Annotated in this window: 15 protein-coding genes; 9 read left to right on the top strand and 6 right to left on the bottom strand. The window is 75.1% G+C overall.

The annotated features are described in order from the left end of the window. Nucleotides 1–100: 100 nt before the first annotated feature. Nucleotides 101–490 carry an SHOCT domain-containing protein gene (locus ACFYM0_RS24015; RefSeq protein WP_388504624.1) on the top strand — a complete coding sequence of 130 codons (390 nt, stop codon included), beginning with the start codon at nucleotides 101–103 and terminating at the stop codon, nucleotides 488–490. 83 nt (nucleotides 491–573) lie between these two features. Here the strand turns inward: ACFYM0_RS24015 and ACFYM0_RS24010 are convergent, their stop codons facing one another. Together ACFYM0_RS24010 and ACFYM0_RS24005 are read right to left on the bottom strand one after the other, a co-directional pair. Then, complete coding sequence (locus tag ACFYM0_RS24010; RefSeq protein WP_388504621.1) at nucleotides 574–1,221, bottom strand: sigma-70 family RNA polymerase sigma factor; 648 nt, start codon at nucleotides 1,219–1,221, stop codon at nucleotides 574–576. A 332-nt stretch (nucleotides 1,222–1,553) separates the two neighbouring features. Beyond that, nucleotides 1,554–2,399, bottom strand: a complete 846-nt coding sequence (locus tag ACFYM0_RS24005; protein WP_388504618.1) for a hypothetical protein — start codon at nucleotides 2,397–2,399, stop codon at nucleotides 1,554–1,556. A 366-nt stretch (nucleotides 2,400–2,765) separates the two neighbouring features. Between ACFYM0_RS24005 and ACFYM0_RS24000 the strand changes: the two genes are divergently transcribed. Beyond that, on the top strand, nucleotides 2,766–3,875 hold the full coding sequence (locus tag ACFYM0_RS24000; RefSeq protein ID WP_388504912.1) for an MFS transporter: 1,110 nt from the start codon (nucleotides 2,766–2,768) through the stop codon (nucleotides 3,873–3,875). Further along, nucleotides 3,872–5,050 carry a sugar ABC transporter permease gene (locus tag ACFYM0_RS23995; protein WP_388504616.1) on the top strand — a complete coding sequence of 393 codons (1,179 nt, stop codon included), beginning with the start codon at nucleotides 3,872–3,874 and terminating at the stop codon, nucleotides 5,048–5,050. Before ACFYM0_RS24000 ends, ACFYM0_RS23995 begins: the two co-directional genes overlap by 4 nt. Before the next feature lie 86 nt (nucleotides 5,051–5,136). On the opposite strand, the gene ACFYM0_RS23990 is transcribed toward ACFYM0_RS23995, so the two are convergent. Further along, a complete protein-coding gene (locus ACFYM0_RS23990) occupies nucleotides 5,137–6,363 on the bottom strand; it encodes an acyl-CoA dehydrogenase family protein (RefSeq protein WP_388504615.1) in 1,227 nt (408 codons plus the stop codon). A 160-nt stretch (nucleotides 6,364–6,523) separates the two neighbouring features. On the opposite strand from ACFYM0_RS23990, the gene ACFYM0_RS23985 reads away from it, so the two are divergent. Both ACFYM0_RS23985 and ACFYM0_RS23980 read left to right on the top strand, forming a co-directional pair. After that, nucleotides 6,524–8,392 carry a CoA transferase gene (locus tag ACFYM0_RS23985; RefSeq protein ID WP_388504614.1) on the top strand — a complete coding sequence of 623 codons (1,869 nt, stop codon included), beginning with the start codon at nucleotides 6,524–6,526 and terminating at the stop codon, nucleotides 8,390–8,392. Continuing rightward, nucleotides 8,389–10,113, top strand: a complete 1,725-nt coding sequence (locus tag ACFYM0_RS23980) for a class I adenylate-forming enzyme family protein (protein ID WP_388504611.1) — start codon at nucleotides 8,389–8,391, stop codon at nucleotides 10,111–10,113. Before ACFYM0_RS23985 ends, ACFYM0_RS23980 begins: the two co-directional genes overlap by 4 nt. Before the next feature lie 87 nt (nucleotides 10,114–10,200). On the opposite strand, the gene ACFYM0_RS23975 is transcribed toward ACFYM0_RS23980, so the two are convergent. Genes ACFYM0_RS23975 through ACFYM0_RS23965 form a run of 3 tightly spaced genes read right to left on the bottom strand, consistent with a single transcriptional unit; the run spans nucleotide 10,201 to nucleotide 12,481 of the window. Next, nucleotides 10,201–11,031 (bottom strand): ABC transporter substrate-binding protein, encoded by an 831-nt coding sequence (locus ACFYM0_RS23975; protein WP_388504609.1) that lies wholly within the window; start codon nucleotides 11,029–11,031, stop codon nucleotides 10,201–10,203. Then, nucleotides 10,986–11,861 (bottom strand): metal ABC transporter permease, encoded by an 876-nt coding sequence (locus tag ACFYM0_RS23970; protein WP_327254157.1) that lies wholly within the window; start codon nucleotides 11,859–11,861, stop codon nucleotides 10,986–10,988. The genes ACFYM0_RS23975 and ACFYM0_RS23970 overlap by 46 nt, the downstream gene beginning before the upstream one ends. Beyond that, a complete protein-coding gene (locus ACFYM0_RS23965; RefSeq protein ID WP_388504608.1) occupies nucleotides 11,858–12,481 on the bottom strand; it encodes a metal ABC transporter ATP-binding protein in 624 nt (207 codons plus the stop codon). Before ACFYM0_RS23965 ends, ACFYM0_RS23970 begins: the two co-directional genes overlap by 4 nt. A 304-nt stretch (nucleotides 12,482–12,785) precedes the next feature. Between ACFYM0_RS23965 and ACFYM0_RS23960 the strand changes: the two genes are divergently transcribed. The 4 genes from ACFYM0_RS23960 to ACFYM0_RS23945 all read left to right on the top strand — a co-directional run bounded on the left by ACFYM0_RS23960 (nucleotide 12,786) and on the right by ACFYM0_RS23945 (nucleotide 15,534). After that, nucleotides 12,786–12,965, top strand: coding sequence for a hypothetical protein (locus ACFYM0_RS23960; RefSeq protein ID WP_388504606.1), 180 nt, complete (start codon nucleotides 12,786–12,788; stop codon nucleotides 12,963–12,965). A 322-nt stretch (nucleotides 12,966–13,287) separates the two neighbouring features. Continuing rightward, nucleotides 13,288–13,767: a DM13 domain-containing protein gene (locus tag ACFYM0_RS23955; protein WP_388504910.1), complete on the top strand. Its 480-nt coding sequence runs from the start codon at nucleotides 13,288–13,290 to the stop codon at nucleotides 13,765–13,767. An 84-nt stretch (nucleotides 13,768–13,851) separates the two neighbouring features. Continuing rightward, nucleotides 13,852–14,904, top strand: coding sequence for a PucR family transcriptional regulator (locus ACFYM0_RS23950; protein WP_388504604.1), 1,053 nt, complete (start codon nucleotides 13,852–13,854; stop codon nucleotides 14,902–14,904). A 120-nt stretch (nucleotides 14,905–15,024) separates the two neighbouring features. Beyond that, entirely contained in the window at nucleotides 15,025–15,534 is a 510-nt protein-coding gene (locus tag ACFYM0_RS23945; protein ID WP_388504601.1) for a hypothetical protein, read from the top strand. Nucleotides 15,535–15,674 lie beyond the last annotated feature (140 nt).

The raw sequence follows: 15,674 nt of genomic DNA, 5'->3' as shown, positions 1-15,674 counted from the left end.
GCTCATGGTCCCGCGGTGGGACCGGACCGGCTACTCCGCGTGCGGATCGGATCGGTGGGCGGTATGAATTGATCTGTCCCTTATGTGATCGGAGTGACGCGTGGACGACTATCCACTGCTCAACCTGTTCTGGACCATGCTCTGGCTCTTCCTGTGGGTCATGTGGTTTTTCCTGCTGTTCAAGGTGATCACCGACATCTTCAGGGACCACGAGCTGCACGGCTGGGGCAAGGCCGGCTGGCTGATCCTGGTGCTCCTGCTGCCCTACCTCGGCGTCCTCGTCTACCTGATCGTCCGCGGCAAGAGCATGAGCCGGCGCGACGTGAAGCAGGCGCAGGACAACGAGAAGGCCTTCCAGGACTACGTCCAGAAGGCCGCGGGTCCCCGCAGCAGCCCGGCGGAGGAACTCGCGAAGCTGTCCTCCCTCAAGGAGAAGGGGCACCTGACCCAGGAGGAGTTCGACAAGGCCAAGGAGAAGCTCCTGGCCTGAGGGCCGTCCTTCCTGCCCGCCGAACGGGGGCCCGACCGCGATCTCGCGGTCGGGCCCCCGTTCTGCCGTTCGGCCGTTCCGGGTCAGGCCGCGGTGGGGTCCGCGTCCTCCAGCAGGCCGATCAGGGACGAGCGGGCCCGGGCCACGCGGGATCGTACGGTCCCTATCGGGCAGCCGAGCATGAGCGCCGCCTCCGCGTACGGGAGACCCATGAGCTGGGTGAGGACGAAGACCTCGCGGCGTTCGGCCGGGATCGCCGCCAGTAGCTCCGCGAGCGCGACGCCGTCCTCGAAGCCGGGTACGCCGCGGGGCTGGCTCTGCTCGGCCGCGGTCTGCCAGTCGTCTCTGTCGGCGATCTTGGGGCGGGCCGCCTTGTGGCGCAGGCTGTCCACCACGGTGCGCCGCGCGATGGAGAGCAGCCAGGTGCGCGCGGAGGAGCGGCCCTCGAAGCGGTGCAGGCTGCCGAGGGCGCGCAGGAAGGTCTCCTGGGTCAGGTCCTCGGCGGACTGCGGGTCGGCACTGAGGTAGGCGACGTAGCGGAGCACGTCGCGGTGCAGGGCGCGCACGAACCGGTCCACCGCGACGGGATCGCCTTCGCGGGCGGCCAGCGCGAGGAGGGTGACGGCCTCGTCGGGACCGGCGGTGCGGCGGGTGGGGGCGCCGGTGGCCGTGGGGATGGCGGCGGTGGGGGTGGCGGTGGTGGTCGGGCGGGTGAGCAGTGCAGTGGTCATCGCCTGGTGTCCTTCTGGGAATCCGGCCGGATTCGATGCCGCGGTGCGGGCGGCGAGGGCGGCGAGGGCGGCGAAGGCAGCGTGGGCGGTGTGGGCGAGGACGGCGCGGGCGCGTGCGCAGCGCCGTGCCGTGCCCGCGGTTGCAGGGGTGGCCGAAGCGACCGAGCGACCGCGAGGACCGCACTGCCCGGCGTGCCGAGAGCCCTGAGCGCGGGCATCGCGAGGCCGGTGAACGGGTGTACGGCCTGCCGGACGGCAAGACCGATGCCCGAGGCGCGGTACGGGTACGGGTACGGGTGCTGGGTGCCCGTGGCGCGTCGGGGAGCCGGCTGTCAGACGACAGCGATCCCGTGAGGTGGACCCCGTGAGGTGAGGGCGTCGGCGAGCAGCAGCCTGCGGGGCGTCCGGACCCGGTGGTCGCGGGGAAGGCGGACGCGGGGCCGGTGCGGGGGCTCGGGGAGCCGGAAGAGGAGTTGCAGTGGTACGAGGAACCGGGCGGCGACGGCGCGCAGGACCCGGAAGGCCCCGCGTTCCCCGTACGCGAGCCAGAGTCCGCAGGCCAGGGCTGCCAGGAGGTGGCCCGCGAGCATGCCCGCCGGTGACACGGAACCCATGGCGTGCGCGGCCGGCATCGGCAGGGCGGCCGCCGCCGTCGAGGCGGAGTCGTCGGCCATTGCGTGCAGGGCGTGCGTCGCGTGCATGCCGTGCGTCCCGGCCATGCCGTGCAGGTCCTGCACGGCCTGTCGGGTGGTGCTCCCGGTGCCCGGCGGCCCGGTTGCCTGCGGACGGAGCACGGAGGGGGCGCAGAGGAGGTACTGGATCCAGCGGCGGCCCAGTGAGGTCAGGGAAGCCAGGGACGGAAGCGAGGTCAGGGAGGTCAGGGAGGCTAAGGACGTGCCCGGTTCCCGCGGCCGCGTCGCCGCCGCGGCCTGGGCGAGCGAGAACCCGCCGTGCAGGGCGGCCTGGACGCCGACGGTCGCGGCGACGACGGCCGCGAGGCCGCGCTCCCGCCCGGCGAGGACCCAGCCGGCCGCCGAGGTCGCGGCGAAGGCCGCGGCCATCCCCCACCAAGGGACGGAGGTTTCCGACATGAGGATGTGCCCGAGGGCCGAGAGCAGCACGCAGGTGGCCGCGAACATCGCGGCCCGTACGGCTCGGCAACATCGACCCGGTGTCATGGCGGGGTCATCGTTGCACCGGCCGGGCGGGGGGCGACAGAGGGCATCAGGTTTTCTCATCCGGAATTCGAGTCCTGTTTGCGCTGTGGCGCACGCCACAACAGGCGCTGGGAACCCGGGCGTTCACTGATCCGACTGCTGTCCCGGAAGTGACGGCCGCAGACCGAGGGCGAACAGCGGGAACGGGGTGGGCGAGCGGTGGCGGACAGGAGCCGGCCGGTGAAGACGCCCGGGACACCGGGGACGCCGGGGACGGCCGAGGGCCTGACCGGTGGCGGAACGGGCGCCGGAACGGGCGCCGGAACGGGCGTGAGCGCGGGCGTGGGCGACGAGGCGGGCGGGCTCACGGCTCTGCTCACGGGGGCCATGGCCTTCTCGATGCTCCAGCTCTTCCTCCTCGGCGCACTGGGTCCGCGTCTGGTGGGGGAGTTGGGGGTCTCGCCCTCCGTGCTCGGCTGGACCACCACGGTCGGGTTCGGTACGGCGGCCGTGCTGTCTCCGCTCGGCGGCAGGCTGGTGGACCGGATCGGGCCGCGCCGTTCCCTCGTCCTGCTGCTGTCGGTGTCCGCGGCGGCGCTCGCGCTGATCGGCGCCGCGCCCGGCCCCGGCTTCCTGCTCGCCGCCGTCGCGCTGGGCGGACTGCCCCAGGCCCTGGCCAATCCGGCGACCAACAAGGCGATCCTCGCCGCCGTGCCCTCCGGCCGCCGGGGGCCGGTGACCGGCATGAAGCAGTCGGGCGTCCAGCTGGGCGCCTTCGCCGCCGGGCTGCCGCTCACCGCACTGGCCGGCGGGATCGGCTGGCGCGGGGCGGTGTGGACGGCCGCCGCCACCGCAGCGCTGACGGCCCTGTGGGCGCTGCGCGCCCTGCCCGCCGATCCGCGGGCGGCCCCGGCCGGGCCCCGTGCCCCGCTCGTCCCGCGGGGTGCCATCGCCTGGTTGGCGGTGTTCTCCCTTTTCCTGGGCTGCGGGATCGCCTCGGTCAACACGTACGTCGCCCTCTTCGGCGCGCAACGGCTCGGCATGGGCCCCACCGCGGCGGGCGCGCTGGTCGCGGTGCTCGGCGTCGCGGGCATCGCCGGGCGGGTCGGCTGGTCGAAGGCCGCCCGGCCGGGGCGCGCCGAGTGGCTGCCGGGAGGGCTCGCCGCCGGCGCGGTGGGGGCGGCCGCCCTGCTGGTCGCGGCGCCGGGCGCGGGTCCGCTGGTGTGGGTGGCCGCGGTGGCCGTGGGGGTGTTCGCGGTGGCGGCCAACGCCGTCTCGATGGTCTTGGTGATGCAACGCTCCGCCCCCGGCCGGGCCGGGCAGGACTCCGCCCTGGTGGCCGCCGGCTTCTTCACCGGCTTCGCCGTCGGCCCCCTCCTCTTCGGCCCCCTCGCGAACGCCGGCCGCTACGGGACGGGCTGGCTGCTGGTGGCGGCCGAGTTCGCGGTGGCGTGCGCGGTCGGGGTGGCCTGGGTGGTGCGGGGGCGGGGACGGTGACCGCGGGCAGTGGCCATGACGGGGAGGCGAGCGAGTGGGGGAGCGAGAGCCCGTTGACGGGTGTGCGGGTGGTGGACGGGTGGGCGGCGCAGGCGTTGGCGGAGGTCCTCGAGCAGGTGGCCGTCACGGCGGCCGATGTCGCCGAGGGCCGGTTCCCGCTGTACGCGGAACCGGACACGGGGCGGTGGACGACGACCGGCCGGGGTTCCTGGGCCGGGGGGTTCTGGGCGGGGCTGCTCTGGCTGAGGGCCCGCCACACGGGATCCGAAGGAGACCGGACCGCCGCCTCCGCCTGCACCGCACGGCTGGCCGGCTGGGTGGACGCCGACACGTCCACGCGCGGGCTGATCCTCTGGTACGGGACGGCCCTGGCCGCCGGGGACACCGGGCCCACTGGGGCCGGTGGGGCTGCCGGTGACACCGGCGCCGAGCAGCTGCGGGCGCGGGCGGCCGCCGCCTGTCTGGCCGCGATGGACGAGGAACTCGGGCTGCTGCCCTGGGGATCGGCGTTCGGCGGCCCCCGGCTGCTGGCCCGGGTGGACGGCCTGGCGGGCACAGTTCCCCTGCTCGCCGCCGTCAGCCCCGCGGCAGCGGCCTCGCACCTCCAGCGCCACCTGACCCTGTGCCTCCCCGGCTCCGGGACGGAGGCCTGCCGCGCCCGCGACCTCGTACCGGCCTGGTCCTACGAGGCGGAGCGGGGCTGGCTGGCCTGCGCGGAGCCGGCGCCGGGCTGGAGCCGGGGCCCGGCCTGGCTGCTGCTCGCGCTGGCCGACGTACTGCACCGGCCCGCCGTCACCGCGTGGCTGCCGGGGCACCCGCGGGCACGGGCGGAACGCCTTGCCGCCGCATGGACGGGCCCGGGGACACCCCTCGTACCGCCCGCCGATGCGACCCGCCCGGACGGGCCGGCGGACACCTCCGCCGCGGCCGTCACGGCTGTCGCGCTCCTGAAGCTGTCCCTGCTTCCCGGACCGCGGTCCGCGCGGTACGCGCACCGCGCGGTGGAGATCCTGAAGCACCTCGTCGACCACCACCTCTCCCGCGGCCGACTGCTGAACGGCTGCTACGACGCCGGCAAAGGGCTCGCCGTCCGCCACGAACTGGTGTGGGGCGACTTCTTCCTGGCGCTGGGACTGGCCGGACTCGCCGGGCTGGCAGACCTCCGCACCGTCTGACCGCCCCGCGAAGCAGGACCGGCCACCCTCCGGTGCCGACGTCCACGGCCGACGTCCACGAGAACCCGACGGCGCCCGGCCCGGGATCACGACCGCACATGCCCGTCACCTGCCGGGGGGACGCCTCCGTACCCTCCGAGCACCCTCCGGGCCACCCCCGTGATGTGCAGTTCGTCCGGGCCGTCCAGGATGCGCGCCGCGCGGCCCGAGCGGTAGAGGGCGGGCAGGGGGGTGTCGGGGCCGAGGCCCGCCGCGCCGTGGATCTGGATGGCCGCGTCGGTCACCTGCTGGAGCATGCGGGCCGCGGCCACCTTCGCCAGGCCCACCTCCACGTGCGCGTCCCGCCCGGCGCTGATCCGGGCCACGGCTTCGTGGACGAGCGGCCGGGTGCCGCGCAGTGCCAGGAGCGACTCGAAGACGTGGCTCTGCACCAGCTGGTGGTTTCCGAGCGGACCGCGCGACCCGGTACGGGAGTTCACTCGCTCGCACATGAGGTCGAACGCGCGCTGCGCCTGGCCGAGCCAGCGCAGGCAGCGCAGGGTGCGGCCCAGTTGGAGCCGTTCCCCGGCGATGGCCAGGGCCCGGCCGCGTTCGCCGAGGAGGTGGTCGGCCTCCACGCGCACCCGGTCGAACTCGATCTCCCACTGGCCGGCCGCGCCCAGCACCGGCAGTTCCCGTACGACCCGGAAGCCCGGCGCGGAGGTGGGGACGACGAGCAGCGACAGACCCGTTCGGTCTCCCGGCTGCCCGTCGGTGCGGGCCAGGACGGTGACCAGATCGGCCCCGGCGGCGTGCGAGGTGAACCACTTGCGGCCGCTCACGGTCCAGCTCCCGTCCGTCTGTTCCACCGCGCGCGTGGAGGTGAGGAACGGGTCGGTGCCCGGGGTGTCCGGGTCGGTCATCGCGTAACAGGCGCGCAGTTCGCCGGACGTCAGCCGGCCCGGGTACAGCGCGCGCACCCGTTCGCCGCCGTGCCGCCACAGCATCGTCGCGTCCAGCAGCGGCGCCGACCCGAGCGCGGCCGGTCCGTGGTCGCTCGCCCCCTCGGCCTCGGCGAGCCGTGCGTAGCGCGCCAGATCCAGGCCCTGGCCGCCCAGTTCCGCGGGGAGCGGCAGTGCCCACAGGCCCGCCTCCTTCGCCCCGGTCCGCAGCTCCCGCAGGGCCGCCGCCGCGGCGGGGCCGCCGGCGTCCAGCACGGGCTCGCGGGGCATCACCCGCTCCCGTACGAACTCCGCCACCCGTGTCCGCAACTCCGCGTCGTAACCGGCTTGTTCGCGCGGTTCGTCGGGCGTGCTCCCTCCGCTTTCCGTCACTCGGTTCTCCACCACTTTCCTCCAGCCCGCCGGGAACCCGTGGGAACGCCAGTCCGACTGCCTTCCCGTGGAACTGGTCGGGCGGGCCCGCCCCTTGGTTCCCGCGTACGGGATCACCTGCGGCGCCGGCCGATCGCCGGGCCCGGAGAAGAGGAGAGGCATGGCGTCACCCGCCGTCACCCAGACCGCCCGGCCGCTCGACGGGCTGCGCTTCACCACCTCGGGACCGCCCGCGCTCACCGGCCCGGTCGCCGAGCACCTGAGGGCGCTGGGAGCCGTCCCCGCGGATCCCGGGCCGGCCCAGGGGGGCGACACCGGTACGGCCCGCGTCACCGTGGCGGATGCCGCCTTCGGGGACGCCGCGGGCCGGGCCTCCGGGACCGGCCCGCCCGCCCGGGCGACCGCTGTCATCGCCTGGCAATCGCCCCTGCCTCCCGCGTCGGCCACCCCCGACGTCACCGACGAGGCCACCGCCCAGGCCGCGACCGGCATCATGGCGGTCCACGGCCGCCGCGACGGCCTGCCGCGGGGGCTCGCCGTCGACTACGCCACCGCCGCGACGGCCGTCCTCACCACGCAGGGACTGCTCGCCGCCCTGCTGGCCCGGGCCAGGGGCTGCGAGGGCGCCGCCGCGCAGCCGCACACGTACGTGGACCGGGCCGGGCTGCTGGTCGTGTCCCAGTACCTCGCCGCGAGCGGCGCCGACGAGGGCGAAGCCGCCGAACTGGCTCCCGGCGGGCCGCCCTTCACCGCGGCTGACGGCACGCTCTTCGAGCTGGAAACCCTGGATCCGGGTGCCTGGGCCGGGTTCTGGCGGGCCCTGGAGGCCCCCTCCGACGCGGTACGGGCCGGCTGGCGGCCCTTCCAGTTCCGGTACGCCACCGCGTGCGCACCCTTCCCCGAAGCACTGCACGCCACCACCCGGGCCCACGGATGGCAGCGCATCCGCGACGCCGCGGCCGTCTCGGGGGCCGAGGTCTGCCGACTGCGGAGCCTGGCCGAGCGGGCCGCCGAACAGGACGGAGCCGCCCCCTGGACCCTGGCCCCGTACGGCCCGGGCGGCCGTGCCCGCCCGAAGGCGCCGCCCTCCGCCCCCGGCCCCCTCGCCGGCATGACCGTCCTGGAGGCGGGCCGCCGGGTCCAGGCGCCGCTCGCCGCCCATCTGCTGGGGCTGCTCGGCGCCGAGGTGATCCGGATCGAGCCGCCGGGCGGTGACCCGCTGCGCGGCATGCCGCCCGCCTGCGCGGGCATCTCGGCCCGCTGGCTGGCCCTGAACCGGGGCAAGCGTGCCGTGGAGATCGACATCAAGTCGCCCGCCGACCGGCTGCGGCTGGCCGGGCTGGCGGCCGGCGCCGACGTGTTCCTCCACAACTGGGCCCCGGGGAAGGCCGCCGAGCTGGGCCTGGACTCCGACGACCTCGCGCGGGCGAACCCCGGGCTCGTCTACGCGTACACCGGCGGCTGGGGCACGGGCCGGATCGCCGATCCCCCGATGGGCACGGACTTCATGGTCCAGGCCCGCACCGGCGTCGGCGAGGCCGCCCGTCCCGAGGGCGAGGTGCCCGCGCCCTCCCTGATGACCCTGCTCGACGTGCTGGGCGGGCTGCTCGGCACCGAGGCCGTCCTCGCGGGGCTGCTGCTGCGCGAGCGCACCGGACGCGGGGTCCGCGTGGACTCCTCGCTGCTCGGCGCCGCCGATCTGCTCACCGCCCCGGCCCTGCGCCGCCTCCGGCGCGGGGAACACGGCCGCCGGCCCGCGGGGTTCCGTACGCCCCTGCGCGCCGCGGACGGCTGGATCGCCCCGGCCGACGCGGATGCCCGCGCGGTGGCGGCCGTCGTCGGCGGTGCGCAGGGGTTCGCGGAGCTGTCCACCGAGGACGCCCTACGGGCGCTGCGGGCCCGCGGCCTGGCCGCGACCGCGGTCACCACCGACCTTGCCGACCTGCACCACGACCCGCGCTTCGCCGGCTCGATCAGCCGCGACGCGCATGGTGCCCCCGCCGTTCCCGACCCCTGGAGCTTCGTATGACCGTCGCACTGCACGATCTGCTGCCCGTGGGCCTGCGCCGCTCGTGGGCGGTCGACGGAACCTGTCCCGACCTCGACCTCTACAGCCTGTTCCGGGCCCGCCAGATCGCCGACCTGCACCACACCGCGGTCATCGACGCCAAGGGCAAGCTCTGCTACACCGCGCTCGACCGCAAGGTCCGATGTCTGGCAACCGGCCTCGCGGAGCTCGGCGTACGGCCCGGCGACGTGGTCGGCGTCCAGCTCCCCAACGGCCGCAACGCGGTCATCGCGGACCTGGCCCTGGCCGCCCTCGGAGCGGTGGCCCTGCCCTTCCCCGTGGGCCGGGGCGGCCAGGAGGCCCGATGCCTGCTGCGCCGGGCCGAGGCCGTGGCGGTGATCGCCGCCGTGGAGCACCGGGGCCTGCGGCACGCCGCCGAACTGCGGGACCTGGCCCCCGAACTGCCCGCGCTGCGCCACGTCATCGCGGTCGGAGGACCCTCGGGCACGGGCGCCGGCCCGGCACAGCCCGAAGGAACGATTCGGCTCGCGGACCTGCTGCGCTCCGATCCGGCCGCCTTCGTACCCGCCCGGCCCCACCCCGACAGCGCCGCCCGCATCCTGGTGTCCTCGGGCTCGGAGGCGGAGCCGAAGATGATCGCGTACTCCCACAACGCCCTGGCCGGCGGCCGCGGCAACTTCCTCGCGTCGCTGATGCCCGACGGGACGCCGCCGCGCTGCCTGTTCCTCGTACCGCTCGCGTCCGCCTTCGGTTCCAGCGGCACCGCGGTCACCCTCGCCCGGCACGGCGGAACCCTGATCGTCCTCGACCACTTCACGCCCGAGGCGGCCCTCGCGGCGGTGCGCGAGCACCGGCCCACCCACGTCCTCGGGGTGCCCACGATGATCCGCATGATGCTCGACCGCCTGGAGACGGAGGCGGAGGAGGCCGGGGGCGACGCCGTCCCGCTTCCCACCCCCACCGCCCTCATCCTCGGCGGCGCCCCGCTCGACGAGACCACGGCCGAGAGCGCGAGCCGCGCCTTCGGCTGCCCGGTCGTCAACCTCTACGGCTCGGCCGACGGGGTCAACTGCCACACCGGACTGGGCGCGGCCGTCCCGGAATCCGAGGGCACGGGCATCGCCGCGGGCCGTCCCGACCCCCGCGTCGCCGAGATCCGCATCACCGACACCGAAACGCACGAGCGGCTCCCCGACGGTGCGATCGGGGAGATCATCGCGTGCGGCCCCATGACCCCCATGTGCTACGTCGCCTCCCCCGACCTGGACGCCCGGTACCGCACGCCCGAGGGCTGGGTCCGTACCGGCGACCTCGGCTTCATCGACGAGGACGGGGTCCTGCACGTCGTCGGCCGCCTCAAGGACATCGTCATCCGCGGCGGCGCCAACATCAGCCCCGCCGAGGTGGAACGGGAGCTCTCCTGCGATCCCCTCGTCCGTGACGTCGTCTGTGTCGGGATCCCCGACGAGGTGATGGGCGAGCGCCTCGCCGCCTGCGTCGTCCCCCGCGGCACGCGCCTCCCCACCCTCGAATCCCTGGCCGGACACCTCACCCTCCGCGGCCTGGAGCGCCGCAAGCACCCCGAACACCTGCTGCTGCTGGCGGAGCTCCCGCTCACCCCGGCCGGCAAACCCGACCGGGCGGCGCTGCGCGCACGGGCCCGCGCAGCCGCCGCGACCGCCGCTCTCGCCGTCGAGACGCCCGCCGGGGTGGGCGCGTAGGCGAGGGCCCGCGCGCGGACGGGGGCGGGGCGGCCCCGAGTGGACCGCCCCGCCCCCGTCTGCGCACCGCCCTGCTTTGCCCTGCCCTCAGGCCGTTTTGGCCATCGCCTTCTTCAGCTCGGCCCCCGCGTTGCGGTAGACCGGCAGCAAGTCCAGGTCGGTGCCGGGGTAGTTGACGATCTGCACCTGTCGCGCGCCGGAGTCGGGCAGGACGGTACCGGTCGACATGTGCGCGTTGTCCAGTACCAGCGCCGGCTTCTTCGCCGACAGCTCGGCCAGCTGCGCCGGGGTCACCGCCTCGGGACCGTAGGTGCCCACCGTGGTGGCGCCCGCCAGCTTCGCGGACCAGGCGGTGAACACCTGGCTCACGACCGACGGGCTCTTCCCGCCGGGCCAGGCGGCCTGGACGTCCTTCGCGACCCGCCCGTACTCGGCGTCGAAGTCCGCCGTCCACTTCGCGGCGGCAGCCTGCGTGCCGAACAGCACGCCCAGCCGGGTGACTTCGGCCTTGACCTTGTCCGCGTCGTTGTCGAGGTTCACCTCCACCAGCTCCGCCTTCGATCCGGCGGCCTCCTTGATCTTCGCGGCGTACGGCTCGAACGGCGCGTACAGCACGAAGTCGGCCCCGGCCACGGCGGCGAGGTCGGAGGGCTTGGGGTCGTAGTCCGGCGCGTGGTGCACGGACTGCGGCACGATCACCTTGACGTCCTGAGCGCCCGCGGCCTTGGCGAAGGCGCCCTCCCAGGTGGTCGTCACGACGACGACCGGCTTGCCGCCCGTGGCGGTGTCACCGCCACGCCCACTGGCGGCGGTGTCGGTGTCGCTGTCGCCGCAGCCGGTCACCAGGGCCAGTGCCAGGCCCAGTGCCGTACTCAGTGCGAGGAGGGAAGTGCTGCGGACGCGGGTTCGCGGCGCCATGAGCGGATTCTCCGTTCGGGTACGAGGTGCACCGCGAGGACGAGCGCCCCCGCGGTCAGGACGAGGACGGGCCCGGGGGGCCAGTCCAGCCGGAGGGCGATGAGGAAGCCGGTCAGGTTCACGAAGACGCCGATGGCCACCGCCCACCCGGTGATCGATTTCAGGGAGGTGCCCAGCCGGCGCGCGGCCAGTGCGGGCAGCAGGGTCAGTGCGTCGACCAGCAGGGCGCCGGTGAGTTTGATGGCCCCGGCGACCGCGACCGCGACGAGCACGAGCAGGACGGTGGTCAGCGCCCGCACCGGCACGCCCGAACACTGCGCCAGCTCGCGGTCGTACAGCAGCAGCGCCACCTCGCGCCGCCGCCACCAGAACAGGCCGGGCACGAGGACGGCCAGCACGCCGAGCACCACGAGATCGGCGCCGCCGACGGACAGGATCGAGCCCCACAGCAGCGCGAACGCGCCCGAGGCGTTGACCCCGGAGACCGCGAGGAGCAGCAGCGCGGCGGCGATCGCCAGGCTCATCAGCAGCCCCATCGCCCCGGAGAGCCCGTCCGGCGTCCGGGCCAGCGGTGCGACCCCGGCTCCGGCCAGGGCGCAGGCCACCAGCGCGCACAGCATGGGGTCCAGCCCGGTGAGCAGCCCGACGGCGATGCCCAGCAGCGCGACGTGCATCATCGCGAAGCGCACCGGCATGATGTCCAGCCCGACGATGACCACACCGATCACGGGCAGCCCGACGGCGGCCAGCAGCAGGGCGAAGCCCGCCCGCTGGACGGGGGCCAGTTGCAGCAGGGTGCCGAGGTCGGCGGCCGCGAGGGTGGCGCTCACCGGACCTCCCGCAGCCGGCCGGCGGCCATTTCCAGGACCCGGTCGCAGCGTTCCGCGAGCGCCCGGTCGTGCGTGACGACGACGAGCGTCACGGGCAGCGCGGCCAGGACGTCGGCGGCCTCGTCCTGGCCCGCGAAGTCCAGGGCGGCGGTCGGCTCGTCGGCGAGCAGGACGCCGGCCCCCGCGGCCACGCAGCCGATCGCCCGGGCCAGGTACATCCGCTGCAACTGCCCGCCGGACAAGGTGTGCAGTGGCCGCCCGGTCAGCGGCCCCACCCCCAGCCGGTCGGCGGCCTCGGCAGCCGCGCGGTGGTCCCCGCTGCTCGCGAGGAGTTCGCCGCCCAGGAGCGGGAAGCGTCCGGCGGCGGGCTTCTGCGGGATCCACGCGCACGCCCGCCGCCGCCAGGCCGGGTCGCCCGTCCGGCCGCCGACCAGGATCTTCCCGCTCACCTGCGGGTGCAGTCCGAGTACGGCGCGCAGCAGGGTGGTCTTGCCCGATCCGTTGGTGCCGGTCAGCGCGACGCGCTCGCCGGCGGCGATCTCCAGGTCGACGCCGGTCACGGCCTCGACCCGCCCGTGCCGGCAGCCCACCCCCTCCATCCGCACGTCCAGCCCGCCCATTCCACGCCCCTCCGCTGTCACCGGCCCGTCTCCGCCGTCTCCGCCGTCTCCGCCGTCTCCGCCGTCTCCGCGTGGAGTTGGTCGGCCGACGGGGGCCCTGAGTTCCGGCGATCCGTGATCTGTCGGCAGCGGCCGGGCGCGGGGGCAGGACCGGTGGCGGGTTCGCGCCGTCCGGCCGGGCGGGACCGGCCATTCCGCGGGGGCGTTCCGATTTCTACAAGCGTCCCGGTCCGCCTCGGGCCATGATCACGCCGCCACCTCCCGTGGTGATCGACAGGCCTGTGATGGAAGGGAGCCGAGCGCCATGTCCGAGAACGTCCGCACCCCTCGCAGTGCTGACCTCCGCAGTGCCGACCTCCGCAGCGCCGCCCGCCGGAGCACGCTCCGGCTCGGCGTCCGCTGCCCGTGGGACGCCACGGACCGCCCGGCCCTGGGCGGCAAGACCGCGAACCAGGTCTTCACGACGAAACCGCGCACCCCCTGAGCCGACTGACCGGCCGACCCGCGGGCCCGACCTGACGGGCCCGACTTGACGGGCACGGCCCCACCCGGCCGGATGACGTAAGCCTTTCGTCATCCGGCCGGGCCTGGTCGCAGCCCGCGCCCGCGCGTTCAATGCCCATGACGGCCTGACGGGCCGAACGCGAGGAAGGGCAAGCCCAGTGACGCAGAACGCGACGCCGAACCAGCCGCAGCACCCGGCGCCGAACGAGCCGCCGAACGAGCCGCGGAGCGAGCCGCGGACCTCGGCGAAGAAGCGGGGCGGCCGCCGGCTCCCGGCCTTCCTCGCCCTCCCGGCGGCCCTCCTGCTGGGCTTCGGCCTGTACTGGTTCCAGCCGTGGAAGCTCTGGCAGGACGCCACGGTCCACGAGTCCCTCCCGGCGGCGGCCCCCTCCGCGGCCGCGCCGGCGCCCACCCGCTCGCCCGCCACCCCGCGGACCCTCGCCCAGGGCACGCTGATCAGCCACGAGCACACCACCACGGGCACCGCGAAGCTCATCCGGCTCCCGGACGGCTCCCACACCCTGCGCCTGGAGAACCTCGACACCAGCAACGGCCCCGACCTGCGGGTCTGGCTGACGGACGCCCCGGTGAAGGAGGGCACGGCGGGCTGGCGGGTGTTCGACGACGGCAAGTACGTCAGCCTGGGCAAGCTCAAGGGCAACAAGGGCGACCAGAACTACGCGATCCCGGCCGGTGTGAACCCGTCCGACTACGGCAGCATCACCATCTGGTGCGACCGCTTCGACGTCTCCTTCGGCGCGGCGGCCCTCACGAGCGTGTGACCCGCGACCGCGCGGAGACCGCCATGTCACGCTTGTCCCCGTACCAAGGACGCGTCACGGGCGCGTCGGGATCGGGGGCACACCGTGGCGGGACCACAGGCACCGGAGAGTCGTCTCCCGGGATACGCCGACCTGCTCGTCGACGCCTGCGCCACGGGACGCCGCCTGACCCGCGAGGAGCTGGAGGCGCGCCGCGAGGAGGGGGAACGGGCGGCGGAGGCCGGGCTCCCGCTCCGCGCCCTGATCCGCGAGCACCTGGCCGCGGCGCAGCTCGTACGTCCCCTCCCCGCATCCGGCCCGCTCCTGGCGGCCGTCGAGCAGGCGGTGGACGCCTTCGTCGAGGGCTACGAACGAGCCCAGCACCAGGCCGTCCGCCAGGAGGAGGCGGCGCGCCGGGAGTTCATCGACGACCTCCTCTACGGCGGCAGCGACCTGGGCCGGCTGGCGGAGCGCGCCGGGCGCTTCGGGCTGCGCCTCTCGCAGTCGCACGGCGTCGCCGTGGCCACCGGCCCCGAGACGTACGGTGACGGCTACCCCATGGCACGCGGCATCGAGTCGGCGGTCCTCGCCCGGTTCCCGGGCCGGCAGATCCTGCTGACCACGAAGGACGGCCGGCTGATCTGTGTGGCCCCGGGGGACCAGCCCGAGGTCTTGGAGTACTTCGCGAAGCGGGCGCACGCGGCCACCGACGGCGGCCGGGTCGGGATCGGCCGCTCGCACCCGGGCGCGGGCGGGGTCGTCCACTCCTACGAGGAGGCCCTGAACGCACTCGACCTGGCCCGGCGGATGGACCTGGACGGACCGGTGCTGCACGCCGTCGACCTGCTCGTCTTCCCGGTGCTGACCCGGGACCGCCAGGCCATGGCCGATCTGGTCGAGAGCACCCTCGGCCCCCTGCGCACCTCCCGCGGCGGCGCCCGGCCGCTCCTCGACACGCTCACCGCGTACTTCGACAGCGGCTGCGTCTCCACCGAGGCGGCCCGGCGCCTCTCGCTCAGCGTGCGCGCGCTGACGTACCGGCTGGACCGCATCCACACCCTCACCCGGGCCGACCCGGCCGACCCGCTGAACCGCTACACGCTCCAGACGGCGGTGATCGGTGCCCGCCTGCTGGGCTGGCCGGGCGGCGACGCGTGACCTGAGTCCGTGCGTCAAAGAACCGTAAAGATTGCCGACGGCAGGCAATGCGCGGAGCGCGCCTCAAATGACACGATGCGGATGTCCGGCGGAAATGCCACTGGGGCGGGGAGGTGTTGCATGGGCTTGTTTCTTGGTCTCGGCATTGCGGGCATCGTGCTGCTGGCCTTCTCCCTGCTCCTCGACGGCGTGCTGGAGGGCATCTTCGACGGCGCGATCGGCGCACTGTTCGACGGCTGGCTGTCCCTTCCGGTGCTCGCGGGCTTCGTTTCGATGCTCGGGTTCACCGGGGCGATCGTGCTCGGGACCACGGGGTTCGGGCCGGGCCCGGCGACCGCCGCGGGCGCCCTCGCGGGAGCCTGCGCGGGCTGGGCGACGTACCGCCTGAGCCGCGCCCTGATGCGGGACCGCGGCGGGGCCGCCCCGCACCAGGACTCCCTCATCGGCTCGACCGGGACCGTGGTCACCGCGATCCCGGCGGCCGGCTACGGCGAGGTCCTCCTGCGCCTGGCCGGCCAGCCCGCGAAGTACGCGGCCACCGCCGAGGGCCCGCTGGCCCGCGGCGCGGAGGTGTGGGTGACGGCGACTCCGTCGTCGACCTCCGTCAGCGTCCGCGCCGTGGAGCACTGAACAACCGGTCCCGACCCGTCCACCGAACCCGACCCGTCCACCGGACCCGTCGATCCCACTCGTCGATCCCACCCGTCACCGATGGCCGTCGCCGATGGCCGTCACCCGCACCCACCACCGATCTGCCCCCACGGGGGAGG

It is taken from the genome of Streptomyces sp. NPDC006487, assembly GCF_042870555.1.
Taxonomy (GTDB): Bacteria; Actinomycetota; Actinomycetes; order Streptomycetales; family Streptomycetaceae; genus Streptomyces.
Note: the sequence above shows the minus strand (reverse complement) of the source record. Positions and strands in the feature narration are given on the sequence as shown.